This is a genomic window from Mycolicibacterium parafortuitum (assembly GCF_010725485.1).
GTDB lineage: Bacteria > Actinomycetota > Actinomycetes > Mycobacteriales > Mycobacteriaceae > Mycobacterium.
In genome coordinates this window covers 4,498,199-4,517,851 of the sequence record NZ_AP022598.1, presented here as the reverse complement: position 1 = coordinate 4,517,851, position 19,653 = coordinate 4,498,199, and the positions used below count along the sequence as shown (strand labels likewise).

The following is a 19,653-nucleotide window of genomic DNA, read 5'->3' as shown; positions in this document are numbered from 1 at the left end:
GCTGAGTTCATGAGCATCGCCGCCGACACCAGGACCATCCTGTCCGAAAGCCAGTGCTGGGAACACCTGGCGACGGCCGGGCTGGGGCGCCTGGTCACCGTGGATGACGGCAACCCCGCGATCTACCCGGTCAACTTCGCCGTGCAGGACCGGACGATCCTGATCCGCACCGCCGAGGGCACGAAACTGGTCGGCGCCGCGATCAACAACAACGTGCTGTTCGAGGCGGACCACTACGACTCGGTCGAGGGGTGGAGTGTGATCGTGGCCGGTGTCACCCGCTCGCTGTACACCAACGACGAGATCGCCGAGGCCGAGAAAGCCGAACTGACGCCGTGGACCGGCTCGGACAAAAACCACTACCTCAGGATCCGTCCGCGCAAGGTCACGGGCCGACACTTCGTGTTCAGTGCCGGCCCGGCGCAGATCCCTGTCGGCGAGGACCCGGTGTTGGGCCACCGGGAGACCGCACCGAACTAGACATCCCACGCGGCCGGCGTCGTCTGTCCATCGCGGATATCGAAGCAATGGATGACCACCGTCGTGGACATCGCCTGCCGATCCGGATTGTGGTAGAGCGCGCACGCGCCCTCGTGCGAGTCATCAACGCCCACAATGCTTCCCGGGCCGGGAAACCCGCGTTCGCCGAGCGGCTTCGGCTTCCCGTCGATACCATTTGCGGACGGTCGCACCGTGCGGCCCGCACCCTGAATGAAGGTGGAGCGCGATGTCCGGTATTCGAGCTGTCGTGTACGGCGTTGGAGCGATGAACTCGATCATCGCCGGAATGCTTCTCGACAAGGGGGTGGAGATCGTCGGTGCGATCGCCCGCAGCCCGGAGAAGGTGGGGAAAGACCTCGGCGATCTGACCGGCCTCGGCCGTGAACTCGGCGTCACCGTCAGCGACGATGCGGCCGCGGTGTTCCAGCAGACGCGGCCCGACATCGCCGTCATCGCGGTGAACAGTTACCTCACGGATGCCGTCGAACAGCTTCGGATCTGTGCCGAGCACGGCGTCAACGCGGTCACGTTGTCCGAAGAGATGCTCTACCCCTGGGACACCTCACCTGAATTGGCCGCCGAACTGGACACGCTGGCCAAGTCCACCGGGGCGACGTTGACCGGCACCGGTTTCCAGGACACCTTCTGGGTGAACATGGTCGCCCTGTTGATGGGGACCGCGCACCGGATCGACGCCGTCCGCGGCAAGGCCAGCTGGAACGTCGACGACTTCGGTCCCGAGCTGGCGACCGCGCAACAGGTCGGGCGCACCGTCGCGGAATTCGACGAGTGGGTCAAGGGCGCGCAACGTCCGCCGACGTTCGGCCGTAACGTGCTGGATGCGTTGGTCGCCGACACAGGATTGACCGTGAGGTCCATCAGCACCTCGACGCGACCCGACATCGCCGCTACGGCAATGCGTTCGGAGGCACTCGGTATCGATCTCGCGCCCGGAGACGTAGTGGGATTCACCGACATCGACCGGATCGAGACACAGGAAGGGCCGGTATTCGTCTTCGAGATGTCGGGCCGGGTCTACGGGCCGGGCGAGGGTGACATCAACGAGTGGGCGGTCGAGGGCGAGCCGAACCTGTTCTTGTCCAACGGAACCGTGCCGACCCAGGCGACGACATGTACCCAGATCGTGAACCGTATTCCGGATGTGATCGCCGCGCCGCCAGGCATCGTCACGGTCGACAAGCTTCCCCGCCTGCGCTATCGCGCCGGGTTCTGATTGCGCCACCGGCGGGTTTATGCGCGCGGGCAGTGGGTAGCCACCCGTCACTGACGGAGGAGTGGCGCCGATGGAACGTGCAACGCCCCAGCTCGCTGGTCGCAGAGTCCGGCTGAGCCATCACGAGATTGAACTCGAAGATGGCCACCGGGTCGGCGTCTCGGTGGGCGGTCGTGGCATACCGTTGGTGTTCCTGCACGGGCTCGGACTGGGCCGTCGCGCTTACCTCAGGACGCTGAGCCGTATCGCTGGGCTCGGGTTTCTCGTTGTGGCGATCGATGCGCCCGGTCACGGCGATACCCACGATCTTCCCGATACCGCAGCCGATTTCACCGACAGGGCGGGTGTCCTTCTGCGCACCCTGGACGCTCTCGGTGTGAACAGAGCGGTGCTGGCCGGACATTCCATGGGTGGGCGGATGGCCATCCAGATCGCCGCCCTTGCACCCGAACGCATCCTCGCGACACTGCTTTTCGATGCCGCCGCCGGGGCGCCGTTCGACGCGGCGCTGCGGACCGTGATGCGCTCACCCAGCCAGATGCTGCACACGGTGGCAGGCGCACTCTACGATCTGTCGCGCGATCCGCTGAGGATGAAAGTCGAGGCGGTCGGACGCTACCTGCAGATGCTGCGCGTCATGTTGATGGGCAAGGTCATGGCGCCGACCGGATTCTGCGGAGCCACGCAGGCGCTGATGCGGGCCGGCGATTCCACTGCATTGCTGAAATTGCTCCAGCAGCGGGCGGTCCCGACCATCGTGCTTCATGGTGCCGACGACGCCATCATCCCGTTCGAGAACGCCCACGCGGTAGCCGAAGACGCCGGCGCCGCGCTCTACAAGGTCCAGAACGCCTGCCATTCGTGGTTGATCGGGCAACCGCAACGCGGCGCCGGTGCGGTGCGCCAGCTGCTCGGCGGCGAGCTGGGCGACATACTTCGGAAAGCGGCCGCAGAGCTGAATATTGCCGATTGGCGCGATGTCTCGCCGTGGGAAGCCGCGACTGTCACGCCGGGCGCGCCGGTGCTGCGGCTGAGAAACGACGATCTGATCGGCGACGAGAACGTCTGTGACGTTGTGGAGATGGAGCGATTGCGATCTCGCGGGATGGAGAAGATCGCCTCACCGATCACCGCCTGAGCCGGGGGCTGCACCGCGGGCCGTCGACCTCGTCCGCCACACCATCGCGGCGGGGATCGCGGCAAGAGCGAAACACGCACCGGCCATGGCGACGTAGAGGTACACCCCGAACGCGGTGCTGACCGGAGCGCCCCCGGAGATGACCGCGGCGCTCTCGGTGGCTTTGAGCACCTCACCACCGGCGAAGGTGACGACGACGGAGCCCAGTGCGAGCGTCACCGAGACCAGTCCGGCGATCGTGCCGTGCTGTGCGGGTGCGGCGTGGTCCATCGCCAGGTTGTAACCGGATGCGCCGATCGCCCCCGCGGCGACGCCGAGCATACCGGCGCAGCCGACCGCCAGCGGAAGAGCTGAGACACCGGCGAGCATCGTCACCGCCGCGATCGTCCCCAACGCGATGCCACCGAGCAGGGGAAGGGCAGGACCGGAATGGCGCCCCGACAGCCAACCGGCGCACACACCGCCGACCACGATGCCGAGATTCGGGACGGCGAGTAGCAGTGCGATCGCCTCCCCGTCGCCGAGTCCGTAGCCGAGCCCGAGATCCGCGGGCACGTGAGCCACGATGCCGATCAGGTGGAGCACGCTCCGGAATGCGCCCGCCGCCAGTAGCAACGCCACCAACGTCAGCACCACCGGGCGATGCAGCGCCCGCAGGTCGACGATCGGTTCGGCCAGCCGCAGCGAGGAGACCGCCCACAGCGCCAGCGCGGCGATGCCTGCGAGACCCAGCGCGATCATGCGCCCGTCCGACCAGCCGACCGACCGCGCGAGGGTGAGGTAGGCCAGGAGTGCGCCCACGCCGCCGCCGAGCAGGACGCCCCCGGCCACGTCGACCCGGGAACCGGCGCGCACCGGCGACTCCGGGACGAGGCAGCGCACCCCGAGCGCGGCACCGGCGGCCAGCAGCGCCGCCACCGTGAACACGCCCCGATACCCGTACGCGTCGACGACGGGCTTCATCAGGAACGGCTCCAGCACGCCGACGACCGACGCACCGGACGTCAACAGTCCTACGAGGGTCATCGCGACCGGCGGTGCGCTGATCTCCCGCACCAGCGCGACGGTGAGAAATACAGAGCCGAAGCCGGCGCCCTGCAGGAACCGGCCGACCAGAAAGGTCCAGAGATTCGGCGCGACGAGGCAGATCAGCGCTCCGGCGCCTGCTACCAGCAGCGTGATGACCAGCACGCGCCGCTTACCGGCGATGTCCGAACTCTTGGCCAGCAGCGGCGACCAGATGGCTCCGGCCAGCATCGCCCCGACATTGAGCCACGCGGCTTGATCGGTGTCGAAACGGTCCAAGAGCTCGGGCAGGACCATCAGCGGCGCGCCGATGACCACATCGGCGAGGACATTGGCAAGGAGCAGGACGACCACCCAGAGGACCAGCCGCTTGCTCCATTGGTTTCGAACTTCGCCAGGGGGTCGCCGCAGCGCGACGCTCATGTCTGCCGGCTGGGGGAGCGCCGAAGATCATGTGGGGACAGGGACAGCTCAGTGGCAGCTGAGCGGAGATCAGCGCGAAGCCATCGGTCGATGCCGAGCCGCCGCAGCCAGGGCAGGGCGACCACCATGCTGTTGCGGCGCAACAATTGTCGTCGGTTGCGTGGCAGCACCGTGGAGTCGTTGCGCAGCGCCAGCTCCTGGTTTCTCATCACATGTTCGCGCATCCGCTGTTCGTAGATCCCGAACGCCGCTTCCGGATCGGTGTGACGGGCAAGTTCACAGGCCAGCACGTACGCGCCGGTGATCGCGATGCTGGTGCCCTGTCCGGACAGGAACGCCGGCGCGTATGCGGCGTCGCCGATGAGTGCGACCCGTCCATGACTCCATCGGTCCATCCGCACCTGGCTGACGGTGTCGAAGTAGACGTCCTCGGTGTCCGGCAGGGTGTCGATGACTTCGGTTGTGCGCCAGCGGTCGCCGGCGAACGCCCGCCGGATCTCGGCGACGATCTGGTCCGTGTTGTGCCGGTTCAGCGTGCCCGGGGCGGGATGGACGAACGTCAGATATGCCCGAGCGGCGCCGCCGTCGGGCAGGCGTTCGACCATCAGCGTGCGGCCCGGGTGGGAGTACAGGTAACCCGTTGCGGGGGAGAACATCTCGTTGTCGATGTCCCAGATCGTCACGTACGCGTCGAGATGGTGGAGATATCTTGCGTCGGGACCGAAGGCCAGGGCGCGGACCTTCGAGTGGATCCCGTCGGCGCCGATCACCACGTCGAACCGCCGGTGTCCATGACGGCTGAAGGTGACGTCGACGCCGTCTCCGGTATCGGTCAGTGCGGTGATGCTGTCCCCGAACAGGCACTCGGCCCGGTCGGCGCTCGCGTCGAACAGGATCCGGGTGAGCTCACCTCGGGTGATCTCGACGTCACCGGCCTCGGCGTCGTTGGCCAGTTGGCCGAGATCCAGTCGGCACAAACGACGGCCGCCCGGTGTGAGGACCTGCAGCGGGACGTGCTGATAGCGATGGGCCGCGATCTGGGTGGAAAGGCCCATGCGTTCCACGACTTCGATTGCAGTGCCCCGGATGTCGATCGGGTAGCCGCTGGTGCGTAACCGCTCGGCACGCTCGACGACGGTGACGTCCCACCCGGCTTCGGTGAGCCAGAAGGCCAGAACCGGTCCAGCGATGCCGGCGCCGCTGATCAGCGCACTACGAGTCGTCATGAATCCTCCGGATCGGGTGATGCGCTGAGCGCTGCAAATAAGCTACGTTTCTGTCGCTTATCCGTGAACGTACCTTCGTGGGATAAGCTACGCAAGTGTCCTCTAAAGGTGTGTCCGGGCAGCGTCGTCGCGGCTTGGCATTGGAGTCCGCGATCCTGGAGGCCGGCTGGGATCAACTCCTCGAGGCGGGCTATGAGCGGTTCACCATCGAGTCCGTCGCCGCGAGGTCGGGGTCGGCGCGGTCGGTGCTGTATCGGCGGTGGCCGTCCCGGGCGGAGCTGCTGGAGGCGGTGCTCCGGCACCGGGGTGCACACGACAGGATCGAGGCTCCCGACACCGGAAATCTGCGCGACGACGTGGTGGCGGTCCTGACCGAGTTCGCCGACCGGCGCTCACGCATCATCGGGTTGATCACCGCACGGCTCGGCGCGTACTTCGACGAAGGGGGAGGGTCGCCGCAGCAGCTGCGCACGATGTTCCTCACCGACGGGCCGAGCGCGATGGAAACCATCGTCGAGCGCGCGGTCAGCCGCGGTGAGCTGACCGCGGCGCCTTCGGATCGCGTCGTCGCGCTTCCGGTCGATCTGGTGCGGCACGAGATGCTGATGACGATGACCGCAGTGCCCGAAGCCACCATCCGCGAGATCGTCGACGACATCTTTCTGCCGTTGGCGACCAACTTCGGCAGGCAATAGGCGGCGTCCTCGGACGGGGCGAGGTGGTCGTTAGAGTGGCCGCCATGACCGAACAGCTCGATGCCACCCATCCGGACCTCGTCGCCGTCGAGGTGCCGACGCACTGGTACAACCTGGCGGCCGAGCTCTCCGAGCCCATCCCGCCGCATCTGCATCCGGGGACCAGGGAACCGGTCGGCCCGGATGACCTCGCGCCGTTGTTCGCCAGCGGGTTGATCGCGCAGGAGGCGTCCACCGAGACCTATGTCGAGATCCCGCGCGAGGTACGGGAGATCTACGCGATGTGGCGGCCGTCACCGCTGATTCGGGCCCGGCGCTTCGAGAAGGCGCTGAACACCGGCGCCCACATCTACGTCAAGTACGAAGGTGTCAGCCCGGTGGGCAGCCATAAGACCAACTCGGCGGTGGCGCAGGCCTACTACAACTCCGTCGACGGTGTCCGGAAGCTGACCACCGAGACCGGCGCCGGGCAGTGGGGGAGCGCGCTGTCGTTCGCCGGGGCGCAGTTCGGCCTGGAGATCGAGGTGTGGCAGGTCCGCGCGTCGTACGAGTCCAAGCCCTATCGCGGACACCTCATGCGGACCTACGGCGGCACGGTGCACTCGAGCCCGTCGACGCTCACGGCCTCGGGCCGCGCCATCTTGGCCAAGGACCCGAACACCACCGGCAGCCTCGGTATGGCGGTCAGCGAGGCGGTCGAGGTCGCGGCGGCGGACCCGGACGCCCGTTATGCGCTGGGCAGCGTGCTCAACCATGTGGTGCTGCATCAGACCGTCATCGGGCAAGAGGCCGTCGCGCAGCTGGCGCTGGCCGAACCGGACGGCGCCGACATCGTGTTCGGTTGCGCCGGTGGTGGTTCCAACCTGGCCGGACTGTCGTTTCCGTTCCTGCGGGAGAAGATCCACGGCCGTTCGAACCCGCGGGTCGTGGCCGCCGAGCCGGCCGCGTGTCCGTCGATCACCCAGGGCGAGTACCGCTACGACCACGGCGACGTCGCCGGACTGACCCCGCTGCTCAAGATGCACACACTCGGTATGGATTTCGTGCCTGACCCGATTCACGCCGGCGGCTTGCGCTACCACGGTATGGCGCCGGCGCTCAGCCACACCGTCGAGCTCGGCCTGGTCGAAGGCGTGGCCATCTCGCAACACGACGCATTCGCCGCCGGTGTGCAGTTCGCGCGGACGCAGGGCATCGTGCCGGCACCGGAGTCGACGCATGCCATCGCAGCCGCCGCCAGGCATGTCGCCGACGACCCGCGCGAGCAGGTGGTGATCATCGGGCTGTCCGGGCATGGACAGCTGGATCTGCCCGCGTATGCGGAGTACCTCGACGGCAGGATCTGAGCAGCGGATTTGCGTACGCGCCTATCCTCGAGACCAGGCATTTTCTCGAAGAGGTGAGCACGGTGTTCCATCTGCGGTCGCGCGGTCAGTCGATCGAGGCCACGCTCAAACAGATCGAACACCGGGTCCTCGACGACGTCCATCTGCCCGCGTGGGCCCGTCGCGCGGCGTGGGCGGCGACCACGGCGCTGGTCGTGACGGTCATCGTGGCGTGGGTTGTGGGCGGCTCTGTACCGGTGGCCGCATCGGTGCTGGGCGCCGGCGCCGCGGCCTGTTCGGTCGTCACGCTGCGGCGCCGCCGGTTCCGGTGGTGTGTCGCGGCCGCTTACCTGTCCGGGGTGTCGACGGTCGCCGGTGTCGGCGCGTTCTGGTGGTCACGAACCGGCTCGGCGGGCCCGATCCTGGCGACATCCACCGCGGTTGCCGCGGTGGCTGCGGCGACACTCACCGCAGTGTGGGTCGCGGTGGCGATCACCCCGGTGAAGGATTCACACCCGGACCTGCGGCAGCCCGGCAGACGTAAGTGGGGTGTCCGCGAAAGCGGCGCGACGATCACTTGGCCGCCGCCGTGTGCGGGGCCGCACTTTCCCGACCGCACGTAGCGGGGCGGAATCAAGCGGCGTCAATCGAACCGGCTTTTCTCAGCTCGCCGGTGATCCCTGCGACAGGGCGCTCAGCCGGCTCACGGCGAACGCGGCAGCCCGGTCGGCCATGCCGTTGACACCATACTGGTGGTGCGGACCGTGATCCTGACTCGGGACCGTACCGGTGCAGACGGCATCGCCGGGCGCGCAGAACTCGAGTGCCTTGCTCGCATATGCCGGGCCGACGTGGATATCGGCGGCGCCGTACTTCTCCGCCGACCAGCCCGCCGGAGTCCCGAACAGCACCACGGCCGCCACGTTGTCGGCGACGCGCGCAGGAAGCGGCAGTGGCGCAGCTCCGCGGGCGATCCCGGTCGGCACCACGCCGGACGTGGCCAGAGCCGTCACCACCGCGCCTTGCGAGTAACCGCCCAACACCAGTTTGGTGTTCGGGCACACCGACGCCACGCTCCGCACATGGTTGGACTCGTCGCGCACGCCTTCGACGACGTTCATCTTGAATACCGTCCCGCCGGTGAAGTTGCTGCTCGCCGGGTAGTTGACGCCGTGCACATCCACCGTTCGCGGAGATACCTGCGCACGAAGCGAATCGACGAACCGCCGGCCGACGCCGCCGACTCCGGGCGGCTCGGCGGTACCGCGAGCGAAGACGACGTCGATGTCGGGACATGCTTGCGATCCGGCCGTCGGGACGATCACCGGCAGCGCGGCAATGGCCAGCGCGGAAGCGACGACCATTCGCCCGACGAAGCGCATCCCAAAGGTCACTGGTTTCTTCCCCCCGATAATCCCTCGTGAACTATGACAGAGTCGGCAACCGCCGATGGTACTTATCGCCACGACGCGTCGTGCGCGCGGGAAGACGCCGCGATCGCGATCGGCGTGGCGGCCCCATGATCTTGAAAATGACTGTGTAGCAACTACTTTGGCGGTCACCTGACCTCCACGCAGTACCGGCGGCTTCGTCACCGTGACGGCTTTGCCGTGTCGCAGTCGAGCCCGGTCGCAGTGCTGCAGGGGCATTAAGCGGAATAATTCGTCCGAATAATGGTTATGCTTCATCAGAGTGCCAACGACATCAACATCCGCCGATCCGCTTCCGATCTATGGCGGCTGATCTCACGACAACCGAAACCTTGAAGAGGAGAGCAACCATGAACACCGCTCTGTCGCAACTGCCCGCCGAGCATGTCGCGCCTGACAGCGTGCTCTGGACACCGACTGATCTCGGGGCGATCTCGCTGCCGCACCGGCTTGCCATGGCTCCCATGACAAGGGACCGCTCAGCGCCCGACGGGTCGCCGACCGCCATGAACGTCGAGTACTACCGGCAACGCGCGTCGACGGCTGTGATCATTACCGAAGGCACTCAGCCCTCAGCCGACGGCCAGGGCTATCTGGTCACTCCGGGCATCTACACCGACGAGCACGTGGCCGGCTGGACCCGGGTCATCGATGCCGTGCACCAAGCCGGGGGACGGATCATCCTGCAACTGATGCACGTCGGCCGAATCTCCCATCCGGACAACACCCCTCATCATCGTCAACCCGTGGCTCCCTCGGCGGTCGCGCCGCACACCCAGATGTTCACAGCGCAAGGGCTGGTGCCGATACCTGAGCCGCGCGCCCTGGCTTTCGCCGAGGTGCAGAAGACAATTGACGACTTCCGCCACGCCGCCGCATGTGCGATGCGCGCCGGCGCCGATGGTGTCGAGATTCACGGCGCCAACGGATATCTGGTGCACCAGTTCCTGTCGAGTAATGCCAACCAACGATCCGACGCTTACGGTGGTTCCATTCCGAACAGAATCCGCTTCGCCGTCGAGGTCGCCGAGGCGGTAGTCGACGTGGTCGGTGCCGACCGAACCGGAATCCAGATCTCGCCGGGCAATCCGTTCAACGACGTCGCCGAAGACGACGTCCCGCAACTCTACGAAACCCTGATCTCGGCCTTGGCCCCGCTCGGGTTGGCCTACCTGAACATCTCGTTCGGCGACGACGAGTTACGGCGCACCTTGGGACAGGCATTCGGCGGCCCGGTGGTCCTCAACCGCGCCGGGGCCAGTGTGGTGGAGCGCACCGCGGACCTCTCCAGCGGGCTCGGCGATGTGATCACTGTCGGGACGCGCACCCTCGCCAACCCGGACATCGTCGAGCGAATCAAGACCGGCGCAACACTGAACGCCCCCGACAAGGACACCTTCTACGGCGGTGACGAGCGTGGCTACACCGACTATCCGACCCTGGCGCAGCAGGTCGCCGGCAACGACGTCTAGATGACGAGAGGAAGGCCAATGAATACTGATCGCGTCGTCCTGCTCACCGGAGCGGTAGGCGGCATCGGTTCCGAACTTGTCGACCGCTTCCTCGACAACGGCGACACTGTCATCGCGTGCGACGTGTCCGAGGAGACACTTGGCGGATGGCGGGCACGCTGGGACACCCACGGGCGGCTCAATCCTCGGCTCGTCACCGCCGCGGCGGACATCGCCACGGCCGACGGGACCGCCGATCTGGCCGAACAGGCGCGACAGCATGCCGGTCGGGTCGATGTGCTGATCAATTGTGCGGGCTGGTTTCCTATTGTGTCGTTCGAGGAGATGTCCAGTGATCAGTGGCGCCAGGTCCTCGACATCAACCTCACCGGCACGTTCCTCGTGACGCGGGCGGTCTTGCCGCTGATGAAGAACCTCGGCTGGGGCCGGATCGTCAACTTCGGATCCGGGTCGACTTTCGACGGCACCGCCGGTCAGTCGCATTATGTGGCCGCCAAAGCCGGTGTGATCGGCTTGAGCCGGTCGCTTGCTCGCGAACTCGGGGGCTACGGCATCACGGTCAACGTCATCACGCCGGGACTTACGGTCACCCAAGCGGTGCGCGACAGCTTTCCCGAGGAGATCTTGGCGGCGCAACGTGAGCGCCGTGCCCTCCAGCGCGACCAGCTGGCCGGCGATCTCGTCGGGCCGGTGTTCTTTCTCGCCTCGGACGACGCAGGTTTCATCACCGGACAGACCCTCAACGTCGACGGGGGAGTGTTCATGCTCTGATCAGCGCCGCGGCTCTTCAGTGGTCGGGTTTACCGAAGCGCGATGCGCGTTTGGCGAGCGATTTCTCGATATCTCGCGGGCTTACCGCAGACTCGGCGAGCGGCTGGTCTGCCGGCGAGCGGATCGAGTGGACGAACAGCGCTATGTGGCGGCGTGCGAGCTTCTGCAACGCAGGCGTGTCGGGCGCCGGATTCGTGATCTGGGACGCGCAATAGACGACATCGGACGCGTGGACGTCGACGCGCACGTTGCCGTTGCGTTTGCCGTCATCGAGAAACCGTTCCACCGCGGCGAAAATGCGTGCGCGGGCGGCAATTGCGTCCTTGTCGAACAAGGGAGGAGCTCCGCGCAACGGCAGTACGAGCTGATCGCCGAGGTTCAAGGATTCGTGAAGGTAGGTCTCTACGGCATCGGCGCCGGTCTGTCCCGCGTCCTCGATGCGATCAAGTATCGCTATCAGCTGATCGTAGGCTCGATGCTCGAGCGTATGCAGAAGCGCGACACGGTCGGACCAACCGCGGTACAGCGTGCCGACGCCGACGCCAGCGGCCTCCGCGATCTCGGCCAGGGGCACGTGGGGCCCACGCTGCGAAATCAATTCGGCCGCCACCGTGAGGATCTTCTCGCGGTTGGCCACAGCGTCGCTGCGAAGAGCGCGGGAGCGACGTCGCGCTGTGGGTGCGGAATCGGTGGGCATGACCAAGGATCTCATGCACCGGTGGCGCCACCCATGAGCCGCGTCGGCAGGATGCGAGCCTGAGGGTCGACCGCGGCACGGATCGCCGCCAGGCGCTGCAGGGCTTCCATCGGTAACCCGTCGGGGATCTCAACGCGGCCTTCGGCGAACGGGGCCGCTGCCATGCCGATGTCGACAGGTGCCGCGGTGCTTTGTATTCGGGCGAGCAGATCGTCGGTTGCCGCGCGTGAGTGGTCGTCAGCGGCCAGTCCGACGGCGTGGAGAAGATATGCTCCCGGGACTGAGGTGAGGGCGCCCCGCCGCCCCGAGCCCGGGTGTTGCACGTTGCGTACCTCGATCATCTTGACCGGCGAATCGAGCGCGGTTGCACACGACAGCATCTCGATGGCCACGCCGGCCGCGCCGACATTCAGCCACCGACCCAAACCCAGGGCGGGTACCGGATCAGGGGGGTCCAGATGGATTTGGGCGAGCCGGGCGGCGTCGGCCGGCGCCCAGGTGCTGGTGAATGCCGGAGGCGGCGCCACGCGCAGTGCGTTCGTCAACGGCGAGGCCGCCTCGGCGCCCATCGGCGAAGCGAACGCCAGATGGACAACAGGAACCCCGCGCAGGGGTGGCGGCAACGGCGCATCCGGCGGCGTGTGTAACACGCTGATGCTTGTCGATAGCGCGTCGCCGACGCGGTCCATGGCGGTACTCCACGCGGCGACAACCGGTTTCAGCGCATCAATGTGCCACAGGTGAAACCCGGCCCATAGTTCCGGCGGTGCTACGAGCTCGATGGACACAGACGTGGCCACGCCGACTCCGCCACCTCCGCGAAACGCCCACAGCGCCTCGCGGTCCACCGGGTCGTCGGCATCATCTGAGGCGCGGCGTCGCCGTCCCTGCCCGTCGACATAGTCGACCCTCAGCAATCTGTTGCTGGCCATCCCATACGGACGGTTCAGCCATCCCACGCCACCCCCGAAGGTATACCCGGCGATCGACACCGACGGCGAGGAGCCGGCCAAGCCCATCAACCCGAACTTCTCCGCCTGCGCATTGAGGGCCGACCAGGTCATGCCGACGCCGACGTGCGCGATGCCGGCGTCGGGGTCGATGGACAGCTGCGTCATCGCCGATGTGTCGATCAGCACCCGGTCCTCGTCGATGGCTGCGCCGGCACCGTGCCCGCTCGCTTGGACGGCAATTCCGACACCGCTTTCGGCGGCCCACTGCACCACTTCGGCAACGTCCTCGGGACGTTGTGGTTGCGCGACGGCGATCGGTTGCTGCGCCACCGAGGAGTTGTGGGGCGTGGTTCCCGCGCGATACACCTCGCTGCCTGGTAGCGCCAAGAAGTCACGGCTCATTCCCGACATGCATCGCTTCTTCCTGCGCGCGGAACTTCGTTCAGGCTCGCCCTTGCTGGTCGTACTCGATTACCCTAGCATTATCCGGAATAAATACTCCGGAAAAAAAGCAGTTGTCGGCGCATCGACTGGAGCCCAACTGGCGATAGCCGACCTCGAAGATCCGCACACCATTCGAAAGGCCCCCGATGGGGAGTCGCGCGTACTTCTCATGACGACCATGGGTTCGGGCCGTGGGTGGGCAACACGCTCCGCGGTAACGGGCGTCGCACGCGCCCGTACGTTATGTCAGCTTGTCCTTCAGGCTCGACCCAGCAAGCGATATCAGCTCGAACCTGGGGGGGTTCGTCTCGACGTTGGGTGCGTACGGCGCCGGTAGGGGCCAGGACACTATCGACGTCATCCTGGAGAAGATCGGCATGCGGTGCCGTTCTCCGGCAGCACATCAGACAGCCCAGAAAGCTCTCTGCATCGGTGGAACCCGGTGGGCTCGCTACTGTCCAGAACCAACAGAGAGTGTCGGACAGAATCCAGAACGAGCCGGACAAAGGATAGTTTCAATGGATCAGAATTCTGCCCCGGTTCGAACCGACATGTACGCGGCTCTGCCAAGGGCGATGGAACTGGCGACGGAATACCTGACGGGTCTCTCACACCGACCGGTCGCGGCGAGTACCAGCTACGACGAAGTAGTCGATGCCCTGAGCGGGCCGCTGCCCGACCAAGGCACGAATGCGGTCTCGGTAGTCGAGAAGTTAGCCGCCACTCTCGGTCCGGCAACGATTGCGTGCGCCGGTCCCCGCTACTTTGGACTCGTCGTCGGGGGAACGCTACCCGCGGCGTTGGCTGCCGACTGGCTGGTATCGACCTGGGACCAGACGGCGTACAGCCGGATGTCGTCGCCGGCGGGTGCTGCGATCGATGCCGTCGCCGAGCGCTGGGTTCTTGACGCTCTTGGGCTGCCCACGGACGCATCCGTGGGTTTCGTGACCGGAGCCACGGCGGGAAACGTCGTCGGGTTGCTTTCCGCACGGCACGTGCTGTTAGCGCGGCAAGGTTGGGACGTCGAGGCCGATGGGCTCGCGCAGGCACCCCGTGTTCGCGTGCTGGTGGGCGACGAGGTCCATCCCTCGGTACTGCAGGCGTTGCAGATGATTGGTTTGGGAGCGCGCCGCGTCGAGCGCGTAGCAGTCGACGCACAAGGAGCCATGAGAGCGGACGCGCTCGCCGAGGCGCTCGCCGCTGATTCCGAACCCGCCATCGTGTGCGCACAAGTCGGCAACGTGAACTCCGGAGCGTGCGATCCGATGTCAGAGATCGTCGCGGCAACCCACGAGCACGGCGGATGGGTTCACGTTGACGGCGCGTTCGGACTATGGGCTAGCGCATCGCCGCGACTGTCGACACTGGTTCAAGGTGTCGAGCTGGCCGACTCATGGTCGACCGACGCGCACAAGTGGCTCAACGTTCCCTACGACTGCGGCCTGGCCATCGTTGCCGATCCCCAAGCTGCCCGCTCGGCGCTGGGAGCCAACACCAGCTATCTGCCCACGAGTAGCGAGCGCGAACCCGGTGTCCTGGTGCCCGAGATGTCCCGGCGTGCACGGGCGGTGCCCGTCTACGCAGCGCTCGCCTCGTTAGGCAGGGAGGGGCTGCGACAACTGATCGAACGCTGCTGCGACCATGCCGACCGTCTGGCCCAGATGATCCAGGGCACGCACGGCTTTGTGGTGTGCAATGACGTCGTGCTCAACCAGGTCCTGATCCGTGCTGACGACAGCGACGAGCGCACTTGGCTTGTAGCAGAACTCGTGCGACGAAGCGGAGAGGCGTGGGTCGCGGGAACCGAATGGCACGGTCGAGCGGCGATACGCGTGTCCTTCTCCAACTGGACGACAGCGGATAATGACGTCGACCGCCTCGCTGAAGCGCTGCGGCAATCGCTGGCGGCGGCGCGAAAGGCTCAACAGGAGTAAGGCCGCCGGTCACGCCAAATCCGCCATCAGACGCAACGCTCGGCCACGTCCAGTGACAGCTCAGCCACAGTCGGCTCCTCAGGAGCCATCGTCGCCTCCGCCTGACAGCCGATCTAACCATGTGGGTGTCACTCGTAACGTCGCATACTGAATGGTCAATGACCCAGCGGGACATATCAATTCGTCACTGTGACGCTTTGATGGGGCGGCCGACTGACGGAGGGTGGGCCGCCGAAGAATCGACAGGCGGGCCCGCACTGACCAGCATCCGCATCTCGACACCTAACCGATAAATCAATCATTAAGTGATTGAAATCTGATTCGAACTGGGAGTTGGTTTTCCCGGATTACTCCCAACTAGTTTCGGATCGGCCATCCGGATGGGCGGACGGCCGGGGCCGGCTCGGGCGGTCTACTGTTGAGGCGTTCACCGATAAGCCACATTATGTCAAGTTAACCCACTGCATATTGCATCAGATGAATCAACGCCTGCACCCCGAAGAACAGACAGTCGCCGAAATGCTCCAGGGCTGGCGCAACCAGCAGCTCAGCCGCAATCTGCAGTTCGAGACTATCGACTCACGCATCACGCAGGTGCAGCGCTTCATCGAGCACTCGAACGAGTTCCCATGGACCTGGACCGTCGCCATGGTCGACGAGTTCTTCGGCGATCTTCGGAGTATCCACGGACTCGCCCAGTCGTCGATCCGTTCGTATCAGGTCGGCCTGCGACAATTCTGCTCCTATGTCAGCAATCCGGACTACGGCTGGGACCGCGTCTGCGAAGCACTGTTCGGGACTCACCCCTCCCAAGTCTTCTTCGACTGGAATACCGCTCGACACGTCCAGGAGAACGAGGCCCGGCCCGAGAAACGCGCATTCACCAAGCGCGAACTTCAAGACTTCTTCGATCATGCCGACGAGCAGGTATCTGCCGTCGTAGCTTCGAGCAGAAAGGGTTGGCTGCCCGCATACCGCGACACCGTGATGTTCAAGATCGCCTACTCGTATGGGTTGCGGTTCAACGAACTGGCCCACTTGCAGACGGTCGACTTAGCAAGGAACCCCCACGCTAAGGAGTTCGGAAAGTTCGGCCTGGTTCATGTGCGATACGGCAAAGCGAAGAAGGGCTCCCCGCCGAAGCGGCGCAGCGTCCTGACAGTCTTCGATTGGACGCCCGAAGTGCTGGTCGACTGGCTGGAGAATGGTCAGCCCCATATGGACGACGGGATCGACCTGTTCCCCAGCGAACGCGGAAATCTCGTCTCGGAAACCACACTCATCAGGCGGTTCCGCCGGTACTGTGACGATCTCGACCTCTCGCCCGGCCTCGATCTCCACTCGTTCCGGCGATCCTATGCAACGCACTTGCTCGAAGCCGGCTGGGATGCGATGTTCGTTCAGCACCAAATGGGTCATGAGCACGCGTCGACCACAGCGATCTACAGCTGTGTCAGCAGCGACTACCGCACCCGGACGCTGCGAAATGCGCTCGACGCCACTATCGCCGCAGCGCTTGAGTCGAAGCTGAACGGCGGCGCCGGATGAAACGCGATGTCGACTACCAATGGCGGCTCGCCGAGCTCATGGCGGGTAATCAGATGCACAACAGTACCGACCTCATCCCACGGCTGAATGAACGCGGCATCACGCTGTCACGGCCACAGGTCTACCGACTCGTCCACCAACGACCCGAACGGGTCTCTCTGAAGCTCATCGCCGCCCTCTGCGACATCTTCGACTGCGGCCCAGACGATCTCGTCACTGTCACCGCTGCCGACGCCCGCAAGAAGGCCGCCAGCGCCGGCCGAGAGAACGTCGTAGAACTCAACAAGGCCATCCGCCCCAAACGTGCTCGGATCCTCAGCGATGACGATTGAACCGCTGCGCCGGAATACCGTTCGCGGACGTCCCAAAGTCACCGACGGATCAATGGAGTGCGCTCGTTGCCACCGCGAGATGCGGCGCACGGCAGCAACATGGCCAGAAGGCTGCATCTGCAATTCCTGCTACTACGAAGCAACCAGCCTGTACGGCGACTGTCCCAGCTGCGGATTCCACCGCCTTTTGCCGGGCCGGCTGGAAATCAGCGATCAAGCGGTCTGCCGAGACTGCGCACGTATCCGGCAGAACTTCTACTGCACGTCGTGCAACGAGGAGCGGCGACCCTACCGCGGCAATGTATGCGCACGTTGCAGCCTCCGCGAAGACCTTGAGCGGGCGTTCCTCCACCCGGACTCCCCCGCGAGCTTCACACAACTTATCGACGCCCTGTGCGCAGCCGATCGCGCCGAGAGCATCATCACGTGGAAACGATCGGACAAGGTTCAAGCACTCCTACGCTCCCTCGGAGATGGCACCACTCCCCTCACCCACGACGGCCTGGACCAGTACGAGCCCGCGGGCCGGCACGTCGACCACCTACGGGCCATCCTGCAGCACCATGACGTAATTACCGCACGTGATAAGTATCTTGCCTACTTCGAGCGGTGGATCGAAGACAAGCTGCGCCCGGTGTCTGACGCCGAGATAGCGCAGCCGATAAGGCAATTCGCTTTTTGGCACCACCTCAAACGTATCAACGAGTTGGCACTCGCCGGGAAGCCGACGCGCGGACCCGTTCACGCCTCGAAGCAGGACATCACTGAGGCACTGAAGTTCCTCGAGTGGCTTCGAACTGAACGTGGCCGAACTATCGCCGACTGCACACAGCAAGACGTGGACCTTTGGGTCGCAGGGGGTCCGACCACACGGCACCTCATCCGGACGTTCATCATTTGGTGCCAAAAGATGCGGGTCAACCGATCAATCACGCTCGGACATCGACAGGCCAAGACGGTCCGGGTTCTCACGCAAGATCAGCGGCTCGAGTGGATTCGAGAGCTTCTGTCCGGCGACAGCGAATCGCTCCCCTACCGGGTCGCCGGAACGCTGCTACTGCTCTACGCCCAGCCACTCGTGAAGGTCGCAGCCATACCGATGAGCAAGGTGCTTGTCTCTCCCGACGGACTATCGCTCGAACTCGGCGTTACTCCCTCGCCCGTTCCTGAGCCATTCGCTGCACTGCTCAAGAGCCACGTCACCAACAGGCCAAACCTTCGCACAGCAGGAGCAGACAATCCCTGGCTGTTTCCGGGGTATCGGCCCGGCGAGCACCTACACCCCAACACACTGATGGATCGTCTTCGGTGGCTCGGGATCGACCTGCTGGGGGCTCGTAACACTGCACTGCGCGAACTCGTGATCCAGGTACCGCCTCCGGTCGTTGCCGAGATGTTGGGCTACAGCGACCAAGTGGTGCATTGGCACGCTGCACTCGCAGCGCAGCCTTGGGTTCGGTATTCGGCGATTCGAGTCGAGAGTCGTGGTGGCAGCGGCGCATGATCGGTACCAACAGACATCAAGGGGACGCACCGATGGCCGATGTGTTTGCCGAATTTTGTGATTTCAGCACATCGGAGCCTCTTCGCCAAGGTGACATTCTGGAGGCCATTGATATCAATGCTGCAATGTGGGAGCGCCACCTAATGGTGATTACGGCCGATTGCGACCTCGCTTTCAACAAGCATCATGGTCGAGTCACTTGCATACCACTACTGACAGCCGAAGAGTATCTTCTCGAGATGGTAGTCCCTCGTGTGCGAAACCGACTCGTGGAGAAGCCTGTTGGCGAGTTGCTCAAAATACTAGACCGCATCGGCGGGCCGCGAGTGTCTGCGGAGCGATTGCGGCACTGGACCACGGAAGAGTCCGCGGACTCCATAATCCAAGCCTTGAAGCTGCTTGAGAAAGATGCCGTAATCGCCAGGGCTGCAATCGAATCGATTCAGCAATTAGACGCGTCCGCGGACGAACTGAATCAGGCCTTGAGAAACCTCGTCGACGGCCAATTGGGCGGCGATAAACCGCCTACGCGTAAGAATGCTGTCGCAAGAGTGCTGGATCCGGTAAGGGAGGCCTATCAGCGCCCTCCTGGTGATGCGATGTTCATCAGCACATTTGCCGCATCTCACGACAGAGGATACTTCGCATACCTCCGCCACCTAGAGCAGGTCTGGGAGCCTGAAGTTGCCATCGGCCCGAAACATAGGGATGCCAAATACAAGCGCATCTCCCGACTACGCGATCGCTACACACATGCGCTGGTTCAGCGCTTTGCCACCGTGTTCATGGCTATTGGGCTACCTCATGAGTACGAAGAGGCCCGCGATGTCTATTTTGAGCTCATGGGAGATGCGTTGAAATGAAGCCTCTTGTTACGTCCGCGAACGCACTCCGCGTTCTAGCGACAGGTTTGGCGCCAGAGGCGGTAGATGCATCCGTCGACCTCCACCTGAGCGAGACAGACGAAGCTGAGTACTTGGTTACGGCTAACGATGATCTC

At 64.9% G+C, this 19,653-nt stretch carries 19 protein-coding genes; 13 read left to right on the top strand and 6 right to left on the bottom strand.

The annotated features are described in order from the left end of the window. Positions 1–9: 9 nt before the first annotated feature. On the top strand, positions 10–480 hold the full coding sequence (locus NTM_RS21365) for a pyridoxamine 5'-phosphate oxidase family protein (protein WP_104861040.1): 471 nt from the start codon (positions 10–12) through the stop codon (positions 478–480). On the opposite strand, the gene NTM_RS21360 is transcribed toward NTM_RS21365, so the two are convergent. Continuing rightward, positions 477–692, bottom strand: coding sequence for a hypothetical protein (locus NTM_RS21360; protein ID WP_133057228.1), 216 nt, complete (start codon positions 690–692; stop codon positions 477–479). The two genes, NTM_RS21365 and NTM_RS21360, sit on opposite strands and share 4 nt — an antisense overlap. Positions 693–727: 35 nt before the next feature. Between NTM_RS21360 and NTM_RS21355 the strand changes: the two genes are divergently transcribed. Both NTM_RS21355 and NTM_RS21350 read left to right on the top strand, forming a co-directional pair. Beyond that, positions 728–1,735: an NAD(P)H-dependent amine dehydrogenase family protein gene (locus NTM_RS21355; RefSeq protein WP_104861041.1), complete on the top strand. Its 1,008-nt coding sequence runs from the start codon at positions 728–730 to the stop codon at positions 1,733–1,735. A 70-nt stretch (positions 1,736–1,805) separates the two neighbouring features. Next, the gene (locus NTM_RS21350; protein WP_163767620.1) at positions 1,806–2,873 is read left to right on the top strand and encodes an alpha/beta fold hydrolase; all 1,068 of its coding nucleotides are present in this window, start codon (positions 1,806–1,808) and stop codon (positions 2,871–2,873) included. On the opposite strand, the gene NTM_RS21345 is transcribed toward NTM_RS21350, so the two are convergent. Further along, positions 2,856–4,253, bottom strand: a complete 1,398-nt coding sequence (locus NTM_RS21345; protein WP_232079801.1) for an MFS transporter — start codon at positions 4,251–4,253, stop codon at positions 2,856–2,858. The genes NTM_RS21350 and NTM_RS21345 overlap by 18 nt on opposite strands. 65 nt (positions 4,254–4,318) lie before the next feature. Next, positions 4,319–5,548 (bottom strand): FAD-dependent monooxygenase, encoded by a 1,230-nt coding sequence (locus tag NTM_RS21340; RefSeq protein ID WP_083143703.1) that lies wholly within the window; start codon positions 5,546–5,548, stop codon positions 4,319–4,321. Between the two features lie 110 nt (positions 5,549–5,658). On the opposite strand from NTM_RS21340, the gene NTM_RS21335 reads away from it, so the two are divergent. The 3 genes from NTM_RS21335 to NTM_RS21325 all read left to right on the top strand — a co-directional run bounded on the left by NTM_RS21335 (position 5,659) and on the right by NTM_RS21325 (position 8,191). After that, positions 5,659–6,243: a TetR/AcrR family transcriptional regulator gene (locus NTM_RS21335; RefSeq protein ID WP_104861045.1), complete on the top strand. Its 585-nt coding sequence runs from the start codon at positions 5,659–5,661 to the stop codon at positions 6,241–6,243. Positions 6,244–6,287: 44 nt separating this feature from the next. Next, positions 6,288–7,589 (top strand): TrpB-like pyridoxal phosphate-dependent enzyme, encoded by a 1,302-nt coding sequence (locus NTM_RS21330; protein ID WP_163767615.1) that lies wholly within the window; start codon positions 6,288–6,290, stop codon positions 7,587–7,589. A gap of 62 nt (positions 7,590–7,651) precedes the next feature. After that, positions 7,652–8,191 carry a hypothetical protein gene (locus NTM_RS21325; RefSeq protein WP_083143756.1) on the top strand — a complete coding sequence of 180 codons (540 nt, stop codon included), beginning with the start codon at positions 7,652–7,654 and terminating at the stop codon, positions 8,189–8,191. 39 nt (positions 8,192–8,230) lie between these two features. Here NTM_RS21325 and NTM_RS21320 read toward each other — a convergent pair whose 3' ends face one another. Beyond that, positions 8,231–9,130: a cutinase family protein gene (locus NTM_RS21320; RefSeq protein ID WP_232079799.1), complete on the bottom strand. Its 900-nt coding sequence runs from the start codon at positions 9,128–9,130 to the stop codon at positions 8,231–8,233. 218 nt (positions 9,131–9,348) lie between these two features. Between NTM_RS21320 and NTM_RS21315 the strand changes: the two genes are divergently transcribed. Further along, positions 9,349–10,470, top strand: coding sequence for an alkene reductase (locus tag NTM_RS21315; RefSeq protein ID WP_163767612.1), 1,122 nt, complete (start codon positions 9,349–9,351; stop codon positions 10,468–10,470). An 18-nt stretch (positions 10,471–10,488) separates the two neighbouring features. Next, on the top strand, positions 10,489–11,241 hold the full coding sequence (locus NTM_RS21310; protein WP_163767609.1) for an SDR family NAD(P)-dependent oxidoreductase: 753 nt from the start codon (positions 10,489–10,491) through the stop codon (positions 11,239–11,241). A 16-nt stretch (positions 11,242–11,257) separates the two neighbouring features. On the opposite strand, the gene NTM_RS21305 is transcribed toward NTM_RS21310, so the two are convergent. Next, entirely contained in the window at positions 11,258–11,878 is a 621-nt protein-coding gene (locus NTM_RS21305) for a TetR/AcrR family transcriptional regulator (RefSeq protein WP_163767606.1), read from the bottom strand. Between the two features lie 71 nt (positions 11,879–11,949). After that, positions 11,950–13,293 (bottom strand): FAD-binding oxidoreductase, encoded by a 1,344-nt coding sequence (locus NTM_RS21300; protein WP_272955251.1) that lies wholly within the window; start codon positions 13,291–13,293, stop codon positions 11,950–11,952. A gap of 560 nt (positions 13,294–13,853) precedes the next feature. Here NTM_RS21300 and NTM_RS21295 point away from each other — a divergent pair. From NTM_RS21295 to NTM_RS21275, 5 genes are all read left to right on the top strand, one after another. Then, the gene (locus tag NTM_RS21295) at positions 13,854–15,269 is read left to right on the top strand and encodes a pyridoxal phosphate-dependent decarboxylase family protein (RefSeq protein ID WP_232079797.1); all 1,416 of its coding nucleotides are present in this window, start codon (positions 13,854–13,856) and stop codon (positions 15,267–15,269) included. A 477-nt stretch (positions 15,270–15,746) separates the two neighbouring features. Next, positions 15,747–16,817, top strand: a complete 1,071-nt coding sequence (locus NTM_RS21290; protein WP_163767600.1) for a tyrosine-type recombinase/integrase — start codon at positions 15,747–15,749, stop codon at positions 16,815–16,817. After that, complete coding sequence (locus NTM_RS21285) at positions 16,814–17,149, top strand: helix-turn-helix domain-containing protein (protein WP_065070328.1); 336 nt, start codon at positions 16,814–16,816, stop codon at positions 17,147–17,149. The genes NTM_RS21290 and NTM_RS21285 overlap by 4 nt, the downstream gene beginning before the upstream one ends. Beyond that, positions 17,139–18,653, top strand: coding sequence for a site-specific integrase (locus NTM_RS21280; protein ID WP_179963969.1), 1,515 nt, complete (start codon positions 17,139–17,141; stop codon positions 18,651–18,653). Before NTM_RS21285 ends, NTM_RS21280 begins: the two co-directional genes overlap by 11 nt. Beyond that, the gene (locus tag NTM_RS21275) at positions 18,650–19,516 is read left to right on the top strand and encodes a hypothetical protein (protein WP_133057225.1); all 867 of its coding nucleotides are present in this window, start codon (positions 18,650–18,652) and stop codon (positions 19,514–19,516) included. The genes NTM_RS21280 and NTM_RS21275 overlap by 4 nt, the downstream gene beginning before the upstream one ends. Positions 19,517–19,653: the final 137 nt, after the last annotated feature.